Raw genomic sequence first — 17,599 nt, forward strand, 5'->3', positions numbered from 1 at the left:
GTTCCGGCGTTTCTCAAATGGCGATGCCCGCCTCCGCGAGAACGTCGGAAAGGCTCAGCCCGGCCTCGGCCAGCTTGCCCTCAAGTTCGGCCCGGTCCGCGCCGCACACCGTGATCCGGCTCGTGGCGAACACCTGGCGGTCCGGGTCAAGCACCGCCGCGCCGAACCACGGGGCCTCCACCGCCGACGTCAGCGACGGCAGGTGGCCGCGCACCGCCGGGCTGGTCGGCAGGTCGAAGGCGCGCAGCCCGGTGACCATCGCGCCGATCCGCAGTGTGCCCGACACCCGCGGGTTGATCTCCAGGACCAGCGGCTCACCGTCGTCGGGGACGATGAACTCCACCTCCAGCCAGGTCGAGCAGCGGGAGTCGGTGGCGATCAGCCGCGTGATCTCCATCATGCGCGCCTCAAGCGCCGGGTCCACGCCGACGGCGGGGCAGATCCGCCCCCGCATGTGCGGCGGCAGCAGGTCGAAGCGGGCGCGGCCCTTCTGGATGAGCGGGAACGTCACCACCCGGGTCGCGTCCGCGTAGGCGATGACGGAGTACTCCTCGCCGTCCACGAAGCGCTCGACGTACTCGTCGGCCGCGGCGGGCTGGGCGTGCCTGCCGTCGTCGGCCATTCTGTTGTGCAGGCCCGCCGTACCGGCGCGGTGCTTGATCACCCAGCGCTCGCCGGGCCGGGCGGGCTTGCCCGGCGACCGCAGTTCCGGCATCGGCACGCCCCGGCGGGCCAGGAAGTCGCGCAGCGCCAGTTTGTCCAGGCCCAGCCGGGCGCATCGGCCGCTCTGCGCCAGCGCGGGAATGCCGAGGCCGCGCAGCGTCGTGGCCAGCTCGATGTCCCTGGGCAGCGAGTAGTGGTTGGAGTGGAACACCACCAGCCGGGGCGCGAGCGGCAGCAGCCGGTCCTCCAGCAGGACCCGGGCGCTCACATGCTCGCCCGCGTGGTGGATCCGCTCCACCGGGGCCGAGCAGAAGTACTCCAGCCACGGCGCGACGCTGCGCGAGGCCACGACGTGGTGCACCTGTTCGTGTGACGGCTCCCGCCGGAACGCCTCGGCGGCGGCGCCCTCGGTCAGCCGCTGGTTCACGGCGCTCTGGGTCACGGCCTGTCGGTTCACGGCCTGCTCCAGCGGAGCGGGCCGACGCCGGGGGCCGCGCCGGGCAGGTCGTCGTTCCACCGGGCCAGGGCGGTGTCGGCCAGGCCGCGGTTCTGCTCGGCGAACAGCGGGCGCAGCTCGGGGGCCAGCCGGGCGAGTTCGGTGGCGTGATACTCGGCCGCGCGCCGTACCGGGCGGGCCCACGCCGGGCGGTACGACGCGGCCAGCATGCGGCGGCTCCCGCCGGCGGTGTTCGGGCCCGCCGCGTGGAAGACGCGGTGGTTGATCACCACGGCGTCGCCCGCCCGGCAGAGCACCTGCCGCTCCTCCGGATGCTCGCGGTACCTGCGGTACGGCATCGCGTCGCGGTGCAGGCTCAGGTGCGAGTGCGGCACCACCCGCAGCGGGGCGCGTTCCGGCGTGAGGTCGTCCAGGTAGTACAGCACCCGGACGATCACCGGCGACGTGCCCTTCGCGCCGAGCTGCTCCGACCCGTAGGGATGGCTGTCGGTGTGCAGCACCATCCCCGGGTAGCCGGGATCGGAGCGGGAGTACGTCATCCCGATGCAGATCACGTCGTCGTCGAACAGCGCGGCCAGGAAGTCCATCGCCGGGCCCGCGCCGAGCGTCCGGGTGATCAGCGGGTCGGCGTCCCACTGGATGTCGTGCGCGAACCACTGCCGGTCGGTGTAGCCGGACCGGCGCAGCCCGATCCGCCCCGCCGCCTCGCCCAGCGCGCGCACCTCGTCCTCAGCCAGGAGACCCGGCAGCACGACGTAGCCCTCGATCTCCAGATTGCGGACGCGTTCCCCGGTGCGCAGGGACGTCCAGTCGCGTTCGTCGGTCTCCATCGTCCACCTCGTCGTCGTTCGCCGTCCCCGGCCGGGCCAGCGCGTCGAACACGTCCACGGCCGAGAGCAGCACCTCCTCGTCGAAGTCGAACGCGGAGGTGTGCAGATCCGGGGGCTGCGGGCCGTTCCCGCAGCCGAGCAGCAGGAGCGCGCCCGGACGGTCCTGGAGGAACCAGCCGAAGTCATCGCTCACGCCGAGCGGGCCGTCCGGGTAGCGCTTGTGGGGCGTCCCTGTGGCGCGGCACGCCATCAGCGCCCGCCGGGCGGCCTCCGGTGCGTTCTCCACGGGCGGGCGGATGCCGGCCTCCACGAGCACCTCGACGGCCGCGCCGGTCTCGTCGGCCACCGCCGCCGCCACCTCGCGGATCCGCCGCACGGCGCTCTCCTGCTCGCGAAAGGTGAGCGCCCGCAGCGTGCCGCGCAGCTCGCACCGCAGCGGCACCCGGTTCGGGTGCTCGCCGCCCTCGATCCGCCCCAGCGCCAGCCCCTGCCCCGCGCCCACCTCCCGCCCGGTCGGATCGGAGGTCAGGACCGTGTAGAGGCGGACGGCGGCGGCCACGGCGTTGACGCCGCCGGACTCCGAGCGGGTGCCGTGCGCCCTGCCCTCCCGGCCGGTGACGTGGAAGGTCAGCCCCGCCACGGACGCCAGCAGCGGTCCCTCGCGCACGCCGATCACCCCGGCGGGCAGCTCCGGCCACAGGTGGACGGCGTAGAACTCGTCCGGCAGCACGGCGGGCGGCAACCCGCGCAGCACGCGCGGCGCGCCGGACGGATGCGCCTCCTCGCCCTGCTGGAACACCAGCAGGGCCGACCCGCCCCAGGGCGCCGCGCGCGCCAGGCGCCGGGCCAGCAACAGCAGCGCCGCCGTGTGCCCGTCGTGGCCGCACGCGTGCATGACCCCCGGGACGCGCGAGGCGTACGGAACAGTCGTCGTCTCGGTCACCGCCAGCGCGTCCAGGTCGGCGCGGAACCCGGCGCGCGGACGCCGTGCCGGATCGCCAGCCACGACCGCGACGCTCGTCGGCGCGGGCCGGAACGGCCGCAGCCCGAACAGCCTCAGGACGCGCTCGACGTACGCCGCCGTCCGGTGCTCGCGATGGGCCAGTTCCGGACGGCGGTGCACCGCCCGCCGCAACCGCCGGGCGAGCGCCGGCTCCGCCGCGTCGCGCCTCACGCGGGCCGCTCGGCCAGGAGCTGCCCGCATCCGGCCTGGATGTCGCGCCCCTTGCTGGGCATCGCCTTGGCCATCAGTCCCGCGCCGGACAGCAGGTGCCGGAACTCCGCCACCCGCTCGTCGCCGATGCGGCGGAACTCGAAGCCGGGGATCTCGTTCCAGAGCAGCAGATGGACCTCGAACAGCTCAGGGTCGAGCAGCTCGACCAGGCGGCGGCCGTCGTCGGGTGAGTCGTTGACCCCCTCGAACAGCAGGTAGTTGACGATCACCTGGCGCTCGCGCGTCGTGGCGAAGTGGCCCGCCGCCTTCAGCACCTCGGCGATCCCCCACCTGCGGGTGATGGGGATGAGCCGCCGCCGCGTCTCGTCCTGCGTCGCGTGCAGCGAGACGTGCAACTGGACGTAGGTGTCCTCGTCGGCGAGCTGGTAGATGCGGGGCACGATCCCCGAGGTGGTCGCCGACACCACGTCGATGGAGGTCCACTCGTAGAGCCGCCGGGCGGCCTCCACGGTATGGGCGTAGTTGAGCAGCGGCTCGCCCATCCCGGACAGGGTGACGAACCGCCAGGGCACTTCGGCGCCGCGCTCGGCGCAGTCCCGGTCGACCCCGACGGCCTGCGCGACGATCTCGTCGGCGGTCAGATCGCGGGCCGGGCGTTGCAGCGCGGTCGCGCAGAAGGTGCATCCCACCGCGCACCCGGCCTGCGTGGACAGGCACTGGCCGGGCCCCGCGTGGTGGGAGAAGAAGACCGTCTCGACCCGGCGGCCGTCGGCGAGCGTCCACAGGTACTTGACGGTGCCCTCCTCGTCGGCGTGGCGCTCGGTGAGCCGGAGCGGGCTGTCGGTCGTCATCGGGGCATCATCGGGCATCATCGCCTCACATCACGTCACAGGAAGAAGCTGTGCGCCGGGCGCGGCAGCAGGGCGCGCAGGTCGTCGATCCAGGCGCGCACCTCGGGGAGGCGGTCCTCCCGGCGGAACGCCTCGATCTCGCGGAACACGCGGTTGAGGAAGTGGCCCCGGCCGTTGCTCGGGCAGTGGGTGGCGTAGCACTCGGTCTCGCGGACCATCTCCAGCACCGCGCGGCGGCCCTGGCCGTTCCACAGGTCGCCGATGCCGCGTTCGGCGACGTTGCCCACGAAGTAGTCGGGATTGCCGTACCGGTCCGAGCACACCACCAGGTCGCCGGCGGGCGTCACCTCGCCGAACCAGCCCGCCGACAGGCAGCCCCGGCCGTCGGGTTCGGGCGGCGCGGGAGGCGTGCCGGAGCCGTCCGGGACCACGACGTCGATCCCGGCCTCCTGCATGCGGACCCGCCACGGGGAACCGGGGCCGACCTCCGCGAGGAAACGTTCGACCGTGTCGGAGCGCACGTCGAGCTGCGCGCTGTAGAACGGGAAGGCCGGGCGGAAGATGGCGTAGTCCACCGCGCCAGGGCCGTACTCGCCGACCAGGTCGCACAGATACCGCGCGGTCGGCCCGAGGTCGGCCAGGTTGCGCTCGTCCACCACGACCGAGACGCCCACCAGCGTCCCCGGCCCGCGCTCCACGCGGGTCTCGGCGAGGTACCGAAGGTTCGTCAGGACGCGCTCGGCGTATCCGCGCCGCTTGTCGTAATCGTGATGCACCTCGTGGACCTCGGGCGTCACCGCGTTCAGGCTCACCCGGACGAACACCAGCCCGGCGTCGAACAGCTCGCCGACACGGCGCCGCCCGAGCAGGCTGCCGTTGGTGAACAGGCACTGCGCCAGCCCGAGCCGGGCCGCCCGCAGCGCGGCCGGGTAGAGCAGCGGGTTCATGGTGGGCTCACCGCCCACCCACATGATCCCGACCTTGTCCTCGGCCAGGTGGTCGAGGACGTGGTCGATCCGGTTCTCGCGCATCACCGTCAGCGGGGTGGCGCGAGGATGGTTGAAGACGTCGGCCTCCGACCAGTCCTCGCGCGCGCTGCGGCAACTGCACCACGGGCAGGCGAAGTTGCACAGGTACGTCGGCGACAGCTCGACGTGCAGCGGCCGCACCTCGTCGTACCGGCCCTGGAGGACCAGCTCGACGCGGTCCTCCCAGAAGACCCACTGCCCGGCCTCCAGACGCGCGGCGCGGAACCGCTCCTCGTCCCCGTAGGCGGCGACGCGGTCCGGCAGCGGCCATCTCGTGCGCGCCCTCGTACCCGTGTCCATCAGACGAAGAAGGAGTGGCCGAGGGGGTAGGTGACCTCGCGCACGTCGTCCATCCACTGCTTGACCCGGCCGAGCTCACCCGCCTGGCGGAGCCGTTCGATCTGGTGGAAGACGCGGTTGTGGTGGTGCCCCCTGGAGTTGTGCGGGCAGGCGGTCTTGAAGCACTGCTTGTCGTTGATCGTGGTCAGCACCTGGCGGCGGCGGTCGGAGGTCCAGATGTCGGCGAGGTCGGTCTCGAACAGGTTGCCGATGGTGTACTCGGGGTTGCCGTAGGAGTCCGAGCAGAGCTGGACGTCGCCGTTGTGGCGGATCTCGCCGTACAGGCCGTAGGACAGGCACTCGGTGGCCTCGTAGCCGTCCTCGGGCGGCGGCGGGTCGTAGGAGTCCTTGATCAGGATCAGCGGGATGCCCAGCTCGTTGAAGATCCGCCAGACCTCGCCGCCCTCGCTGACCAGCTCCAGCGCACGTTCCTTGGTGCCGTCCTTGACCTGCGCCCAGTTCTTCTCGAAGTGCTCGTAGTTCATCACCGGGCGCGCGATGACGTAGTCGATCCCGGGCCCCGCCTCGTCCACCACCGCGCGGATCTCCTCGGCGGCGGCGATGGTGTCCGCCATGTTGCGCTCGTCGGTGATCAGCGAGATGCCGACCAGCGTGCGCGCGCCGCGCTCCAGCTTGCGCCGGGCCAGCGCGCGCATGTTCACCTTGACCCGCTCGAAGTAGTCCCAGCCGCGCGGGTAGCCGTGGAACTTGCGGTACGCCTCCTCGGTCCCGCAGTTCAGGCTGATCCGGATGAGGATCGGGTCGGCGTCCAGGCACTCGTCCACTTCCAGGAACGTGCCGTTGGTGAGGAAGCTCGCGGTGATGCCCTTGGACCGGGCGTAGGCCATCCCGTCGTACGTGAACGGGTTGGCCGTCGGGTCACCGCCGCCCCACACGATGCCCATCTGCCCGTCCTCGCGCTGCCCGGCCAGCTCGTCGATGACCCGGCGCAGCCCCAGCGGGTGCATCGTGTTCTTCTTCTCGACCTCGGTGTTGTGCTCCCACGTGCCGCCCTCGACCCACCTGGTACGGGTCACCCGGCGCGTGCAGTGCGGGCACATGAAGTTGCAGACCAGCGTGAAGATCCCCTCGAAGTGCGCGGCGGGGATCTCGTGGTAGCGGCCTTCGAGCACCATGTCGGCGCGCCGCTTCCAGTGCAGCCACTGCGCCATGTACTTGGGCGCCTTGACGAAGTCTGAGTAGGAGCCGTACTCGCCGACCCGGTCGGGCAGCGGATACCGGTCCCGGCCCGCCAGTCTGGGCAGCCAGGCGCCCGCGTACGGCTGCAGCGGGCTGATCAGTTCCTCGTTGGAGAACAGCGCCTCGTGGTCGTTGACCTGGAACACCTGGCGTCCGTCGATGACACCTTCGGGTCGCAGGGGCTGCAGGTCGGCCCGGTCGATGATCGGCAGCCGCCTGTCCGAGACGCGCTTGCCATGGGAGTCTGTCAATTCGGCGCTCCTGATCTCGTTCCGCTGTCAGTGCTCGATCCAGCCGTGCCGGTCGAGCAGCGCGCACACGTCGCACACCCCCGGCCAGTCCCCGGCGGATGGTTGCGCGACCACGGTCCCTCCGCAGTTCTCGCAGGTCAGGAACCGTCCGGCGCGGTCCGGCGCGGTGCGCGCGTGGGCGGTGAACATCCAGGTCTCGACGCCCGGCCAGCACCACTGGATCTGGTCGGCCAGGTAGTAGTAGAAGTTCCGGTCGCCCGGGTTGAACTCCCACTGGTTCGGCGTGGTCTGCTTCGGCGTGTGGCCGGTGCGGTGCGTGTAGTAAAGGTGCAGCTCCCGCTTGGGCACGAACGCCAGCGGCAGTACGTACGTGTACGGCCCGACCGGGCGCCTGGGCACCGGGCCCACGTCGAAGCCGGTGGTCTGCGCGTTCAGCATCCCGGCGAGCAGGTCCGTGGTGTGCAGGCCGAGGGCGACGGTCGCCGCCCCCACGTCGTCGGCGTAGACCTCAAGGACGCGCCGCGTCGAATGGTGGTCGGCGTACATGGCCAGATGGGAGTCCTCGGTCTCCATCAGATGCATCAGGATCTGCGCCATCGGCCGGTTGAGGTGGAACACCTCCTCGGCGCGCTCGGCGGGGACGACGTCGTGCCGTACGCCGTGGCGATCGGCCAGCCGCGCGGCGAACTCGAAGGTCTCCGACCACTTGCTGTCGAAGTCCTGGAAGGTGGCCGCGTTGATCTCGATCCCGGGCGCGCCGATGGCGTCGCGGTAGGCGGCCAGCAGCATCAGCAGCGACCCGCTGTCCACTCCGCCGGACAGCCCGAGCACCACCTTGTCCCCTGCGGGGAGCAGCCCGAACTCACCGATGGTGTCCCGGACCACGCCCTCCACGTACTCGGCCGCGCCTTCGAGGTCCAGTGGCGTCCGCTCCATGTCGAGCGCCCCGGTGGGCGACACCCGAAGACGGCGGCGCACGTACTCCGCGCTGGTGTCGCGGCTCTCGAACAGCCGGCGGATGCCCTCGATGTCATAGCCCTCGATCAGCCGGGCCACGTAGGTCTCGGCCGGATCCAGCACATGGCCGTCGGAGACGATCGTCTCCTCCCCGCGCGTGGTCACCACCGACGTGGGCGGGATCGAGTTGCGCAGCAGCGCGGCCGCCACGGTGTCACCCGGCTGGGCGATGAGAGTGTGCAGTCCTCCCCGCCGGTCCAGCAACGACAAGATTGGCATGTGTCCTCCACCCAGGTCGGCCCGCCCGTTGGTGGGTGCCCGGTCCGGCCGACCGGGCACCCGAACCGCTACTTGCTGGCCCGGGGGTCGGCGCAGCAGGTGCGGAAGCGGATGAGATCCGCCGCTCGCTTCTCCGCCACCTCAGAAAGCACGGCCGAAAGGCCGGTCGGACGCACGGGCGAGGTCTTCGTCGGCTGCGTGCTCAGGGTCTGCCGGGAGTCGGTGGAAACAGACATCTAGCCTCCTCATTGCCTCTGCCGGCAACGCGACGAGCCGGTCGCGTTGCCTGGCGAACACCACACGGAGCCCGACGGCCACGCCGGAGCGAACCCGATCAGGCCACCCCCGACACGCGCGCACCACCGCGGCCCCGCCATGACATGGATGCTAGGAAACCTCGTTATCGCGCCGATAAATCCCGCCGATATGCCGTACTCACCGCGGGCAGGCCAGGTGGCAGCCGCCGAAGCGCTGGGCGTCGGGCGGGGTGAACCGGCTCCTGGGCGTGCCGCGCACGGCCTCGGCCATCGCGTCCTTCCACACCGATGCGGGCGGCCCCAGGCCGTCCACCAGGTCGTAGTGACGCCCGCCGATGGTGACGTCGGCCAGGTCGTGCTGGAAAATGCCCCGCGGATCGCCCAGGCTGACGGCCGCGGCCAGTTTCGGGGTGTAACCGGCGTACCAGGCCGCACCATAGAAGTCGCCCGTGCTGTGCATGCCCGCCGCGTCACGGCCGAAGCCCCGCAGGGGGCTCCGGCGCGGGCCGTCCGACAGCACCCCGGTGACGGCGTCGGCGACCTCCGGCACGAGAACCTGACGGCAGTCGGCAGGGAAGGAGCGCAGCACCCGCGAGCCCGCGCGGATCTCGGTGACGATCATCGGTTCGCAGTACCGGCCCCGCGCGGCGAAGGCCGCGTAGGAGGCGGCCACCGAGACGGGATCGGTCTCGTTGGTGCCGAACGGGAACGTCAGGAACACCTTCAGCGGCGTTCCGTCGGTACGCCTGAGCCCGAGCCGTTGGGCCATCGTCACCGACTCGCACAGCCCGACCCGCTCCAGCAGACGCATGTAGAAGGTGTTCACCGTGTCGCGGGTCCCCGTGCGCAGCGTGACGAACCGCTGCCCGCCCTTCATGGCGTTAAGGACCGTGAGGCTGGGATCGGCGACACCCTGGCCCGCGCAGTTCCGGATCGCCCCGTAGCCCGCCGCCCGATATTCGTCAGTGACGAGGAACCCGTCGTCGTATCGCAGCCCGGCGGCCAGCGCCGCGGCCAGTGTGTACGGCATCGCCGTCGTCCCATGCGGGAACCCTCGCCCTTCGCCCGCTCCCCGGCTGGTGGCCAGCGCCCTGATCGCCCCCTGCCCCGGCTCGACCATGGCCAGCGCGGCGACGGGCGCGTCGTCGGTGTGCACGTGCGCGTCGATCCCCTGCTGCGCCGCCCGCTGGAGCCGCAGGTCGATCGTGGTCGCGATGGTCAGGCCGGCGCGCGAGGGCAGCAGCGGGTCCACCGCGCGCAGCCGCTCCACGGCGTACCGGCAGACGTAGGGATGACGGCTGCCCGCGCAGTCACCGGTGAACTCCTCGATGACCGTGCCCCGCACGTCCACGAGCACGTTCGGCCCGGCGGGCGGGGAGGGCGCGGGGGCGACGGGCGCGACCGCCTCCACCCGGTCGGCGCGCTCCGGCCCGCGCAGCAGCAGGAACACCGCCACCATGGCCCCCAGCCCGGCCAACCCCAGCAGAACCGATATCACCCGCATCGCGCCACCACCCCCGTGCCGACCCGTGATCACGGCATTGTTCACCGGGCCGGCCGCCGCGTCCATGGGGTGACCGGTACTCGCCGAGGCTTTGTCAGGTGCGTCGTGCGGGCCCGTCGCGTCGGCCACACGGTGTGGAGCGAGCAGGTGCCTGGCGCGCAGGGCCGGGGTCGAGATCATGAGGCGGAGGCGGGCGAGCGCCAGACCATCGACGCGAGCGGCGGCCTGTTCCTCCGGCCACGCGCGGTGGCGGCCACGGCCGGGGCCGGATGAAGAAGTTGCGGCGCCTTTACGCCGACCGCCGGTGACTTCGGCTCGGGTCCAGGCACGATCGACGCGTTGGGGATGGCTCGCGCGTCGGGGAGGGGATGAAGGGCCGTGCTGAGCGCGTCCGATGAGGAGCGGGTCGCCCATCTGCCGATCCGTGAGCTGGCCCGGTCGCTGGACGCCGGGGAACTGAGCGCCACCCGGCTGGTGGAGCTGTACCGGTCGCGGATCGAACGGCTCGACCACGCGGGCCCGGGGGTGAACGCGGTCCTGGAGGTCGATCCGGACGCTCCGGCCGTCGCGGCGCTCGCGGTGGCGCTGCCGGTGAACCGCCCGCCGTACCTGATCGACGTGGCGGCGCAGGCGCAGCCGCCCGCGGTGCCGTCCACGCTGCCGTCGTCCATGTCTGGCTACCCGATGGTCACGGTGCCGTCGGGTTACGCGTTCGGGCACCTGCCGCTCGGCATCTGCCTGCTGGGCAGGCCGGGCGGCGACGCGGCTGCTGGCGCTGGCCGAAGTGTTCGAGCGCGTGTCGGGGGTGCGCCGCCCGCCGTCATTTCTGGCCACATTGGGCACCACCCCGCCAGCCGCTTGAGTGATTGCTGAACAATTAGCCGGTATTCGGCGTGAGGCGGCGCGAAAATGCGTGATTCGTGCGCGCCGTCGCCGTCTTTTCTGGCCACCTGAAACGCGCTGACCTGGGATTTCATATTCTCATTCAGCGCATTGGTCACTTCAGTCACAATGGTAAAGTGTCTTTTCTGTTATCGTTCGGCGGTTCCCTGAAGATTTCATGGCGGTTATCGTATGGAAGCGATCACGCCAGCGGGAGAAATCCGCCATCACGGAACGCGACCATTTACTTCGGCACGATTTCGAGATGCGCGAAATCCGCCGATGGTGGTCGCGGGAAAGGTCATGTCCGATGACATCAATGCGTGTGAGACGAGGGTTCTGGGTGCGCGCGCTCGCCGTCGCGCTACCCGCCCTCCTGCTGCTCGTCGTGGCGCCCGCCACGCCCGCCTCCGCCTCCGTCACCATCGTTCCGCAGGTGGAGTGCGTCGGCGACGGCACCAGCGGCCACCGGGTCAAACTGATCTACGCCTACGAACCGGGCTTCAACCGGTTCGCCGAGAAGGAACCGCTGATCCGGCACGCCGCCTGGGTCACCCAGCAGAACGTGAACGACAGCGCCCGCCGCGACGGCGCCGAGCGCTGGGTCCGCTTCGAGACCACCGGGTCCACCGGCTGTGACGTGGCGATCGACAGCGTTCAGGTACCCGCCGGCTCGTCCCCCGAAGGGTGGAAGGCGGCGCTGCAGAACGCCGGCTACACCGACGACGACCGCATCTACATCGGCTACTTCGAGAACGGCGGCGGCTGCGGCAAGACCAGCAGCGACGACCGGATCGACAACGACGACAGCCCGGGTTCCACCAACAAGCACAACTCCTTCGCGACCTGGATCTCCCTCGAACCGAACTGCGCCACCGGGCACGAGATGACCCACGAACTCGCGCACGCGCTGGGCGGCATTCTGGAGAACGCGCCCAACCACGTCGACGGCTACCACTGCAGCGACTCCAACGAGACCCTATGCCAGGGCGGCCCGACCCCCCTGGCCTGCCCCGACGGGCTCGCCACCCGGCTGATGGACTGCAACAAGGACGACTACTTCGGCGTCACGCCGGTCGGCACGTACCTGAACAACAACTGGAACGCCGCCAACGACAGCGCCTACCTGGAGCACGGGTCGTCCGTACCGACCATGACCACGATCCCGGCGCTACCGGCGCAGTTGCTCAGCGGCGTGGACGTGCAGGGCACCGAGATCGCCTTCACCTTCGAGTCCAGCAGCAAGGTGTCCGGCGCGGGCATCACCCACGAGGTCGATCTGCTGCGCGACGGGACGGTCGTCGCCACCGTCGAGCCCTGGCGTCCCACGATCCGGGTGACCGGCCTGCCGACCAACACCAGCGCGGGCTACCAGCTCCAGGAACGGGTCACCCAGAACGGGGTCACCCGCACCTCCGACCTGTCCGAGCAGCTGATCATCCTGACCGGCAGCGGCACCGGCGTCGCGGGCGGCGTGGACGATGGCATCGCCACCATCTTCACCAGCGACGTCCTGGACGGCGAAGGCAAGCCCATGGGCATCGACGTCTACGGCCACAGCACCGACGAGAACGCCTCCATCGTGCAGTACGGGCTGAACAGCTACCGCAACCAGCAGTGGCGCCTGGACGACGCGGGCGGCGGCACGTACACGATCAAGAGCCGGTTCAGCGACAAGTGCCTGGCCCCGCTCGGCGGCAGCGGCACCGCGGGCACCACCGTGGTCCAGGTCACCTGCACCGGGGCGGCCCCGCAGAAGTGGACCTTCCCCACGATCAGCGGGGTCACCTACCAGCTCAAGGCGGGCGTGGGCACCAACATGTGCGTCCAGTCCGCGGGCGGCAGCGGCGGCTCCGGCGCGGCACTGGTGCTCGCCACCTGCGACACCGCCACTCCCAGCCAGCGCTGGACCAGCAACCAGATCTTCTGATCCGATCACCCGTCCGGGCCGGTCCTCCTGCGGAGGGCCGGCCCTCTGGCGTCCATGCCGGCATCCCCGCCCCGACCTTCGCCGCCGGAAATCATGCTTCTGACCGATGGAGGCGCGGCCGGCGATCGGCGAGCCTTACAGCGGTCGATCCGCGGCCGGCGGCACCGGGACTCCGCGGCGGCACCGATCGTTTAGTGTTGGGTGGCGGAACGCCGAAGGAGCTGCGACGTGGATGCCGATCCGAACACCGTCACGGCGATCAGCCGGCGGCTTCGACTCCCGTCGGGGCATGGCTTCCCCAGCCATTCGCACACCACCTGGTCCTTCGGGCTGGCCTGGACGGGCAGCGCCCGGCTGCGCAGCCGGGGCTCGTGGCACACCGTACGGCCCGCCGTCGCCACGGTGCTGCATCCCGACGAGGTCCACGGGGGCGTCACCGCCTCCGGTGGAGCGGAGTACACCGCGATGTCGGTCGCGGCGAACCTGGTCGCCGAGATCGTCGGCCACACCGCGACCCCGACCTTCGACGACGTGCTCCAGTCGCCGGTCCCGGTCCGGCGCCTGGCCGAGGCGCTCCAGGGGAGGAGCATCACGGGTGCGGACGAGCCCGCCGGGAGCGACCGTGAGGAGCGGCGCGAGCTGGCGCTGAACGCGCTGGTCCGGATCTTCGCCGGGGCCCGGCTCGGACGGGCGGCCGCGCCGGGCCGCACGCTGGCCGTGGCCGTGCGGCGGGTGCTCGACGCCCAGTACACCCAGCAGATCTCCGTCCGGTCGATGGCCGAGCACTTCGACGTGGCGATCGGCAGCCTGATCCGTTCCTTCCGCGGGCACACCGGGCTGACGCCGTACGCGTACGTGGTCTCCCGGCGCATCGATCTGGCCCGGCGGCTCCTGGCCGCCGACGTGCCACCCGCCGACGTGGCCCGGCGGGCGGGCTTCTACGACCAGGCGCACCTGAACCGGCACTTCGCCCGGCTGGTCGGAGTGTCGCCCGCGGTCTATCGCCGCGCCTGAAATGTCAACATCGTCCAAGACACCCGAGGACGGACACCCCCATGCTGAGCTATGGATCCTGACCGTGCGCCGTTGCGCCTGACGGCAGAAGAGATGCGGCGGTTCGGATACGCCGCCGTCGACCTTGTGATCGATCGTCTGACGGGGCCGCGTGCGCCCCGGCCTGGCCGTCCCGATACCGACCGGCTTCGGCGGGAGCCGATTCCCACCGGGCGGCGGCCCCCGGAGGAGGTCCTTGGGCAGGTCGCCGCCGACATCCTGCCGCCGGAGGCGGTGACCGACGATCCGCGGCACTTCTCCTACCTGCCCGGGGCCGGGAACTACGTGGGGGCGATCGCCGACTTCATGGCGTCCAGCGCCAACGTCTCCACCGAGCACTGGCTGGCCGGGGAGCGGGCGGCCAGGGTGGAGGAGGTGGTCCTCGACTGGGTCCGCGTGGCGTACGGGCTGCCCGAGACGGCCGGCGGGCTGTTCACCGGCGGGGGCATCGCCTCCACGCTGACCGCGCTGCACGCGGCGCGGGCGGAGCGGCTCGGCCGTCCCGACGCGCGAGGCCGGGTGTACGTCGGCGACCAGTCCAACCCGGCGATCGCCCGCGGGCTGGCCTACCTGGGTTTCGGGAGCGCCCAGGTGCGCACGCTGACCACGGACGGCCGGGCGGCGCTCGACCCGGCGGACCTCGAAGCCGCGATCCGCGCCGACCGCGCCGAGGCCGGCCGCGACGCCGGGGCCACGCCGTTCTGCGTCGTCGCGACCGCCGGGACGATGAGCACCGGTGCCGTCGATCCGCTGGAGGAGATCGCCGACATCTGCGCCGAGCACGGCGTCTGGCTGCACGTGGACGCCACCTACGGCGGGGCCGCGACCGTGGTGCAGCAGGGCAGGCGTCTGCTGCGCGGGCTCGAACGGGCCGACTCCATCGCGGTGGACCCGTACAAGTGGTGGTCCCGGTCCTACGACGTGGGCTGCACGCTGTTCCGCGACGGCGGGGTGCTGCGCCGGGCGTTCCCGACGTTCGCCGGGCACCCGGCCGGAGACCGCGACGCGCACGACCCGGCGAACGTCCACGACAACGACGCGCGGCCGTCCCACGGCTTCCACGCGCTGCACCTGTGGATGTCGCTGCAGGTCTTCGGCCTGGACACGATCCACGACGCGGTCGAGCACGGCATCGCCCTGGCGGAGTACGCGGAGAAGCTGCTCAGGGAGCGGGCGCACTGGCGGATCGTCACGCCCGCCCAGCTCGGCATCGTCACCTTCCGGCCGCACCTGCCGCAGCTCCCGCCGGACGCCGTCGACCGGATCACCGGGGCGGTGGCCCGCGCCACGCTGGACGACGGGCACGCGCTGGTCCTGACCACCGACGTGGGCGGGCGGCCGGTGCTCCGGCTGCGCACGACCCACCCGGAGACGGTGCTGGAGGACCTCACCTCGACCATCGCCCTGCTGGACCGGCTGCTCGACGCCGAGACGACGATTTCCCTCACCGGGTCTCATACCGAGTCCCATACGGAGCCGGGTCCGGTACAGCCCCGGTTCCCGCGCGGCCCGGAATGAAGTCCCTCCAGGTCCCCGCCACCGGCGGGGACCTGCGGGGATCATCGGTCGCTGCGCGTCCGGTTCAGGCCGTGCATGGGTCGTCCGACCTGCGCAGCGGTTTCAGTGGTGGCAGGTCGCCGGAGGGCGGGTTCGCCGCCCGCCTGAACGTCTGCCGGTAGGCGCGGGGGGAGATCCCCCGGTGTTTGATGAACTGCTCGCGCAGCACCGCGACGGAGTTGTAGCCGACGAGCCTGCTGATCTCCTCCAGGTTGAGATCCGTGGTCTCCAGTAGTTCCTCCGCGTGTTTGAGGCGTTGTGCGAGCAGCCAGGCGTGCGGGGTCGTGCCGGTGACGGCCCGGAACCGGCGGGCGAAGGTGCGGGGGCTCATCAGCGCGTGGGCGGCCAGTTCGCTGACCGACGTGCGCTTGTCGAGGTTGGCGCGGGCCCAGTCCATGGCGTCGTGGAGCTGCCGTTCGGCGCTTGAGGGGACGGGCGTGCTGAAGTACTGGGCCTGATCTCCCTCGCGGTGCGGCGGGGTGATCATTTCGCGGGCGATGGTGTTGGCCACCGCGGTCCCGTGCTCGCGGCGGACGAGGTGGAGGCACATGTCGATCCCGGCAGCCTCACCGGCCCCGGTGAGGATGTTCCCCTCGTCGATGTAGAGCACCTCGGGGACGACGGTGACCGCCGGGTAGCGGGCGGCGAAGTCGTGGACCAGGCTCCAGTGGGTGGTGGCGCGGCGCCCGTCGAGGAGACCGGCGGCGGCCAGTGTGTAGCTCGATGTGTAGAAGCCGGCGATGATCGCCCCACGACGGTGGGCGGTGTGCAACGCGTCGCGGAGGTCGCCGGACAGAGAGAGCGGGGGATTGTCAGGAGGGAGCAGGATGACGAGGTCGGCCTCGGTGAGCCGGTCGAGCCCCGCGTTCACTCGTATGGGCAGAGCCAGATCGGTGTAGATCAGGCCAGGCCGCTCGGCGCAGATCGTCAGGTCGAACCCTGTTCCACCCCTGTCAGACCGATCCGCGAAACCTTTGCCAATGCTCCCCAGGGCGAATGTGCTCATGCCCTGTGTCGCGAAGGCCACAACTGAACGGAACGATGTCACTACGTCATTATTACAGAACGGGTGTCGCCGGAATAAGAATGTACGGCGTCAACCTAGAACCTTCCAGGATTCCTGAAGAATGTTACGCCAGGTCATCGAATTAAGGATCGCGATAGCGCGCCGACCGGCCTTCTATTTTTTATGAACAATCGCTCCTAAGGGGTTGAGCGTTTCGGCGCGGCGGTGGCCGTCCCCCGCCGACCGGGCGGCTGGGGGTCAGGTTGGCAGGAAACCGTGGGTATTAGGCACGTGTTCGACTGGTGGGCTGGGATTTTCGGGTGGGAGGCTGGACGCTCGATATCTCGCACACGGGAGGAACCATGCGACGCACCATTGGGGCGCTGCTCGCCACCGCCGCCTTCTCCGCCGTTCTCGCCGTCGTCGGCGCCGCTCCGAGCCTGGCCGATGACAGCGTACGGATCACCGATAGCGTGCGTATCACCAATGGCGGTGTCGTGGTCGCCGGAAATCGCGACTGGTGATTTCACCATATCTGGAAACGAACGGGATGGATATCCCTCTGATGGTTGGCATCGGGGCCCCGACCTGAAGAGGGAGCAATAGTTGAGATATATCAGACATACTGCGCTGGGCTCGCTGCTCGCCGTGGCGGCCGCCTGTACGGTGGCCGCCACGGCGTCGGCGAGCGCCACGCCCACCCCCAAGCCCGCCCACACGAGCGCCCACTCAAAGAGAGCGGAAAGCCTCTGTGGTCCACCAAGACCGGCGGTAACTGCGCCGACCGAATCGGCGAACCTTCTCGGATGAACGGCCGGGCGCGGTGCACCGCGCCCGGCCTGTTCGTGTTCCGGCGGCGAACCGCCGTTCCTCGGTGCGTCAGATGACGCCTCGCCCCGGTGACGTACGGTGAGCGATCCCGCCGCCCAGCCAGAACAGGTCCAGCAGCGTCTGCGCGCGGGACGTCCGCTCGATCCACACTTCACGCCCCCGCCGATCGCGTGAGATCAGCCGCGCGTCCTGAAGTCGGTCGCAGTGGTAGGTGATTCCGGCCGGGGTGATGTTGACCAAGGCCGCCACGGTGCCCATGGTCATCGGCCGGTCCAGCAGGCACAGGAGTTCGGCCCTGGTGTGCCCGACGAGTGAGGCCAGTTCCCGGAAGGCGAGCGCTTCGGTCAGGGAACGGGGGTCACCGGGACCGGGCAGTGCCGTCGAGGGGAACCCGTTCTTCTGATCAAGCATTGTGCGCTCCTGCCATGTTTCGTACTGCTCACCCCGATAAACCGCACCCTAGCTGCGGAAACATCCGCTCGGTGGAATGTGGCAGGGAGTCGGTGAACATTGGCAGGAAAACGTGGACGCCCTCGGGTGATTCAAGCCG

General features: G+C 70.8%; 17 protein-coding genes. 6 read left to right on the forward strand and 11 right to left on the reverse strand.

The features are described from left to right. Positions 1–13: 13 nt before the first annotated feature. From P3X83_RS26770 to P3X83_RS26810, 9 genes are all read right to left on the reverse strand, one after another. Entirely contained in the window at positions 14–1,120 is a 1,107-nt protein-coding gene (locus tag P3X83_RS26770) for an ATP-grasp domain-containing protein (protein WP_277307987.1), read from the reverse strand. Then, entirely contained in the window at positions 1,117–1,950 is an 834-nt protein-coding gene (locus tag P3X83_RS26775) for a phytanoyl-CoA dioxygenase family protein (protein WP_277307988.1), read from the reverse strand. The genes P3X83_RS26770 and P3X83_RS26775 overlap by 4 nt, the downstream gene beginning before the upstream one ends. After that, positions 1,850–3,124 (reverse strand): amidohydrolase, encoded by a 1,275-nt coding sequence (locus P3X83_RS26780; RefSeq protein WP_277307989.1) that lies wholly within the window; start codon positions 3,122–3,124, stop codon positions 1,850–1,852. The genes P3X83_RS26775 and P3X83_RS26780 overlap by 101 nt, the downstream gene beginning before the upstream one ends. Next, positions 3,121–3,975 carry a radical SAM protein gene (locus P3X83_RS26785; protein ID WP_277307990.1) on the reverse strand — a complete coding sequence of 285 codons (855 nt, stop codon included), beginning with the start codon at positions 3,973–3,975 and terminating at the stop codon, positions 3,121–3,123. Before P3X83_RS26785 ends, P3X83_RS26780 begins: the two co-directional genes overlap by 4 nt. A 35-nt stretch (positions 3,976–4,010) precedes the next feature. Continuing rightward, positions 4,011–5,303 (reverse strand): radical SAM protein, encoded by a 1,293-nt coding sequence (locus P3X83_RS26790; RefSeq protein WP_277307991.1) that lies wholly within the window; start codon positions 5,301–5,303, stop codon positions 4,011–4,013. Continuing rightward, positions 5,303–6,793, reverse strand: a complete 1,491-nt coding sequence (locus tag P3X83_RS26795; protein ID WP_277307992.1) for a radical SAM protein — start codon at positions 6,791–6,793, stop codon at positions 5,303–5,305. The genes P3X83_RS26790 and P3X83_RS26795 overlap by 1 nt, the downstream gene beginning before the upstream one ends. Before the next feature lie 27 nt (positions 6,794–6,820). Next, positions 6,821–8,029 (reverse strand): asparagine synthase-related protein, encoded by a 1,209-nt coding sequence (locus P3X83_RS26800; protein ID WP_277307993.1) that lies wholly within the window; start codon positions 8,027–8,029, stop codon positions 6,821–6,823. A gap of 68 nt (positions 8,030–8,097) precedes the next feature. Continuing rightward, the gene (locus tag P3X83_RS26805) at positions 8,098–8,265 is read right to left on the reverse strand and encodes a hypothetical protein (RefSeq protein WP_277307994.1); all 168 of its coding nucleotides are present in this window, start codon (positions 8,263–8,265) and stop codon (positions 8,098–8,100) included. Between the two features lie 199 nt (positions 8,266–8,464). Beyond that, complete coding sequence (locus P3X83_RS26810; protein WP_277307995.1) at positions 8,465–9,790, reverse strand: hypothetical protein; 1,326 nt, start codon at positions 9,788–9,790, stop codon at positions 8,465–8,467. Between the two features lie 105 nt (positions 9,791–9,895). Here P3X83_RS26810 and P3X83_RS26815 point away from each other — a divergent pair, with 105 nt between their 5' ends. From P3X83_RS26815 to P3X83_RS26835, 5 genes are all read left to right on the forward strand, one after another. Then, positions 9,896–10,063, forward strand: a complete 168-nt coding sequence (locus P3X83_RS26815) for a hypothetical protein (protein ID WP_277307996.1) — start codon at positions 9,896–9,898, stop codon at positions 10,061–10,063. A 105-nt stretch (positions 10,064–10,168) separates the two neighbouring features. Further along, entirely contained in the window at positions 10,169–10,663 is a 495-nt protein-coding gene (locus P3X83_RS26820; RefSeq protein WP_277307997.1) for a hypothetical protein, read from the forward strand. Positions 10,664–10,991: 328 nt separating this feature from the next. Then, on the forward strand, positions 10,992–12,602 hold the full coding sequence (locus P3X83_RS26825) for an RICIN domain-containing protein (RefSeq protein WP_277307998.1): 1,611 nt from the start codon (positions 10,992–10,994) through the stop codon (positions 12,600–12,602). A 228-nt stretch (positions 12,603–12,830) separates the two neighbouring features. Further along, positions 12,831–13,616: an AraC family transcriptional regulator gene (locus tag P3X83_RS26830; protein ID WP_277307999.1), complete on the forward strand. Its 786-nt coding sequence runs from the start codon at positions 12,831–12,833 to the stop codon at positions 13,614–13,616. A 51-nt stretch (positions 13,617–13,667) separates the two neighbouring features. After that, positions 13,668–15,173, forward strand: coding sequence for a pyridoxal-dependent decarboxylase (locus P3X83_RS26835; protein ID WP_277308000.1), 1,506 nt, complete (start codon positions 13,668–13,670; stop codon positions 15,171–15,173). 64 nt (positions 15,174–15,237) lie between these two features. On the opposite strand, the gene P3X83_RS26840 is transcribed toward P3X83_RS26835, so the two are convergent. Next, on the reverse strand, positions 15,238–16,083 hold the full coding sequence (locus P3X83_RS26840) for a helix-turn-helix domain-containing protein (protein ID WP_277308001.1): 846 nt from the start codon (positions 16,081–16,083) through the stop codon (positions 15,238–15,240). 497 nt (positions 16,084–16,580) lie between these two features. Between P3X83_RS26840 and P3X83_RS26845 the strand changes: the two genes are divergently transcribed. Next, a complete protein-coding gene (locus P3X83_RS26845) occupies positions 16,581–16,742 on the forward strand; it encodes a hypothetical protein (RefSeq protein WP_277308002.1) in 162 nt (53 codons plus the stop codon). Between the two features lie 355 nt (positions 16,743–17,097). Here P3X83_RS26845 and P3X83_RS26850 read toward each other — a convergent pair whose 3' ends face one another. Then, positions 17,098–17,460 carry a winged helix-turn-helix domain-containing protein gene (locus tag P3X83_RS26850; protein WP_277308003.1) on the reverse strand — a complete coding sequence of 121 codons (363 nt, stop codon included), beginning with the start codon at positions 17,458–17,460 and terminating at the stop codon, positions 17,098–17,100. Between the last annotated feature and the right edge of the window lie 139 nt (positions 17,461–17,599).

It is taken from the genome of Spongiactinospora sp. TRM90649 (genome assembly GCF_029382225.1).
GTDB lineage: Bacteria > Actinomycetota > Actinomycetes > Streptosporangiales > Streptosporangiaceae > Spongiactinospora.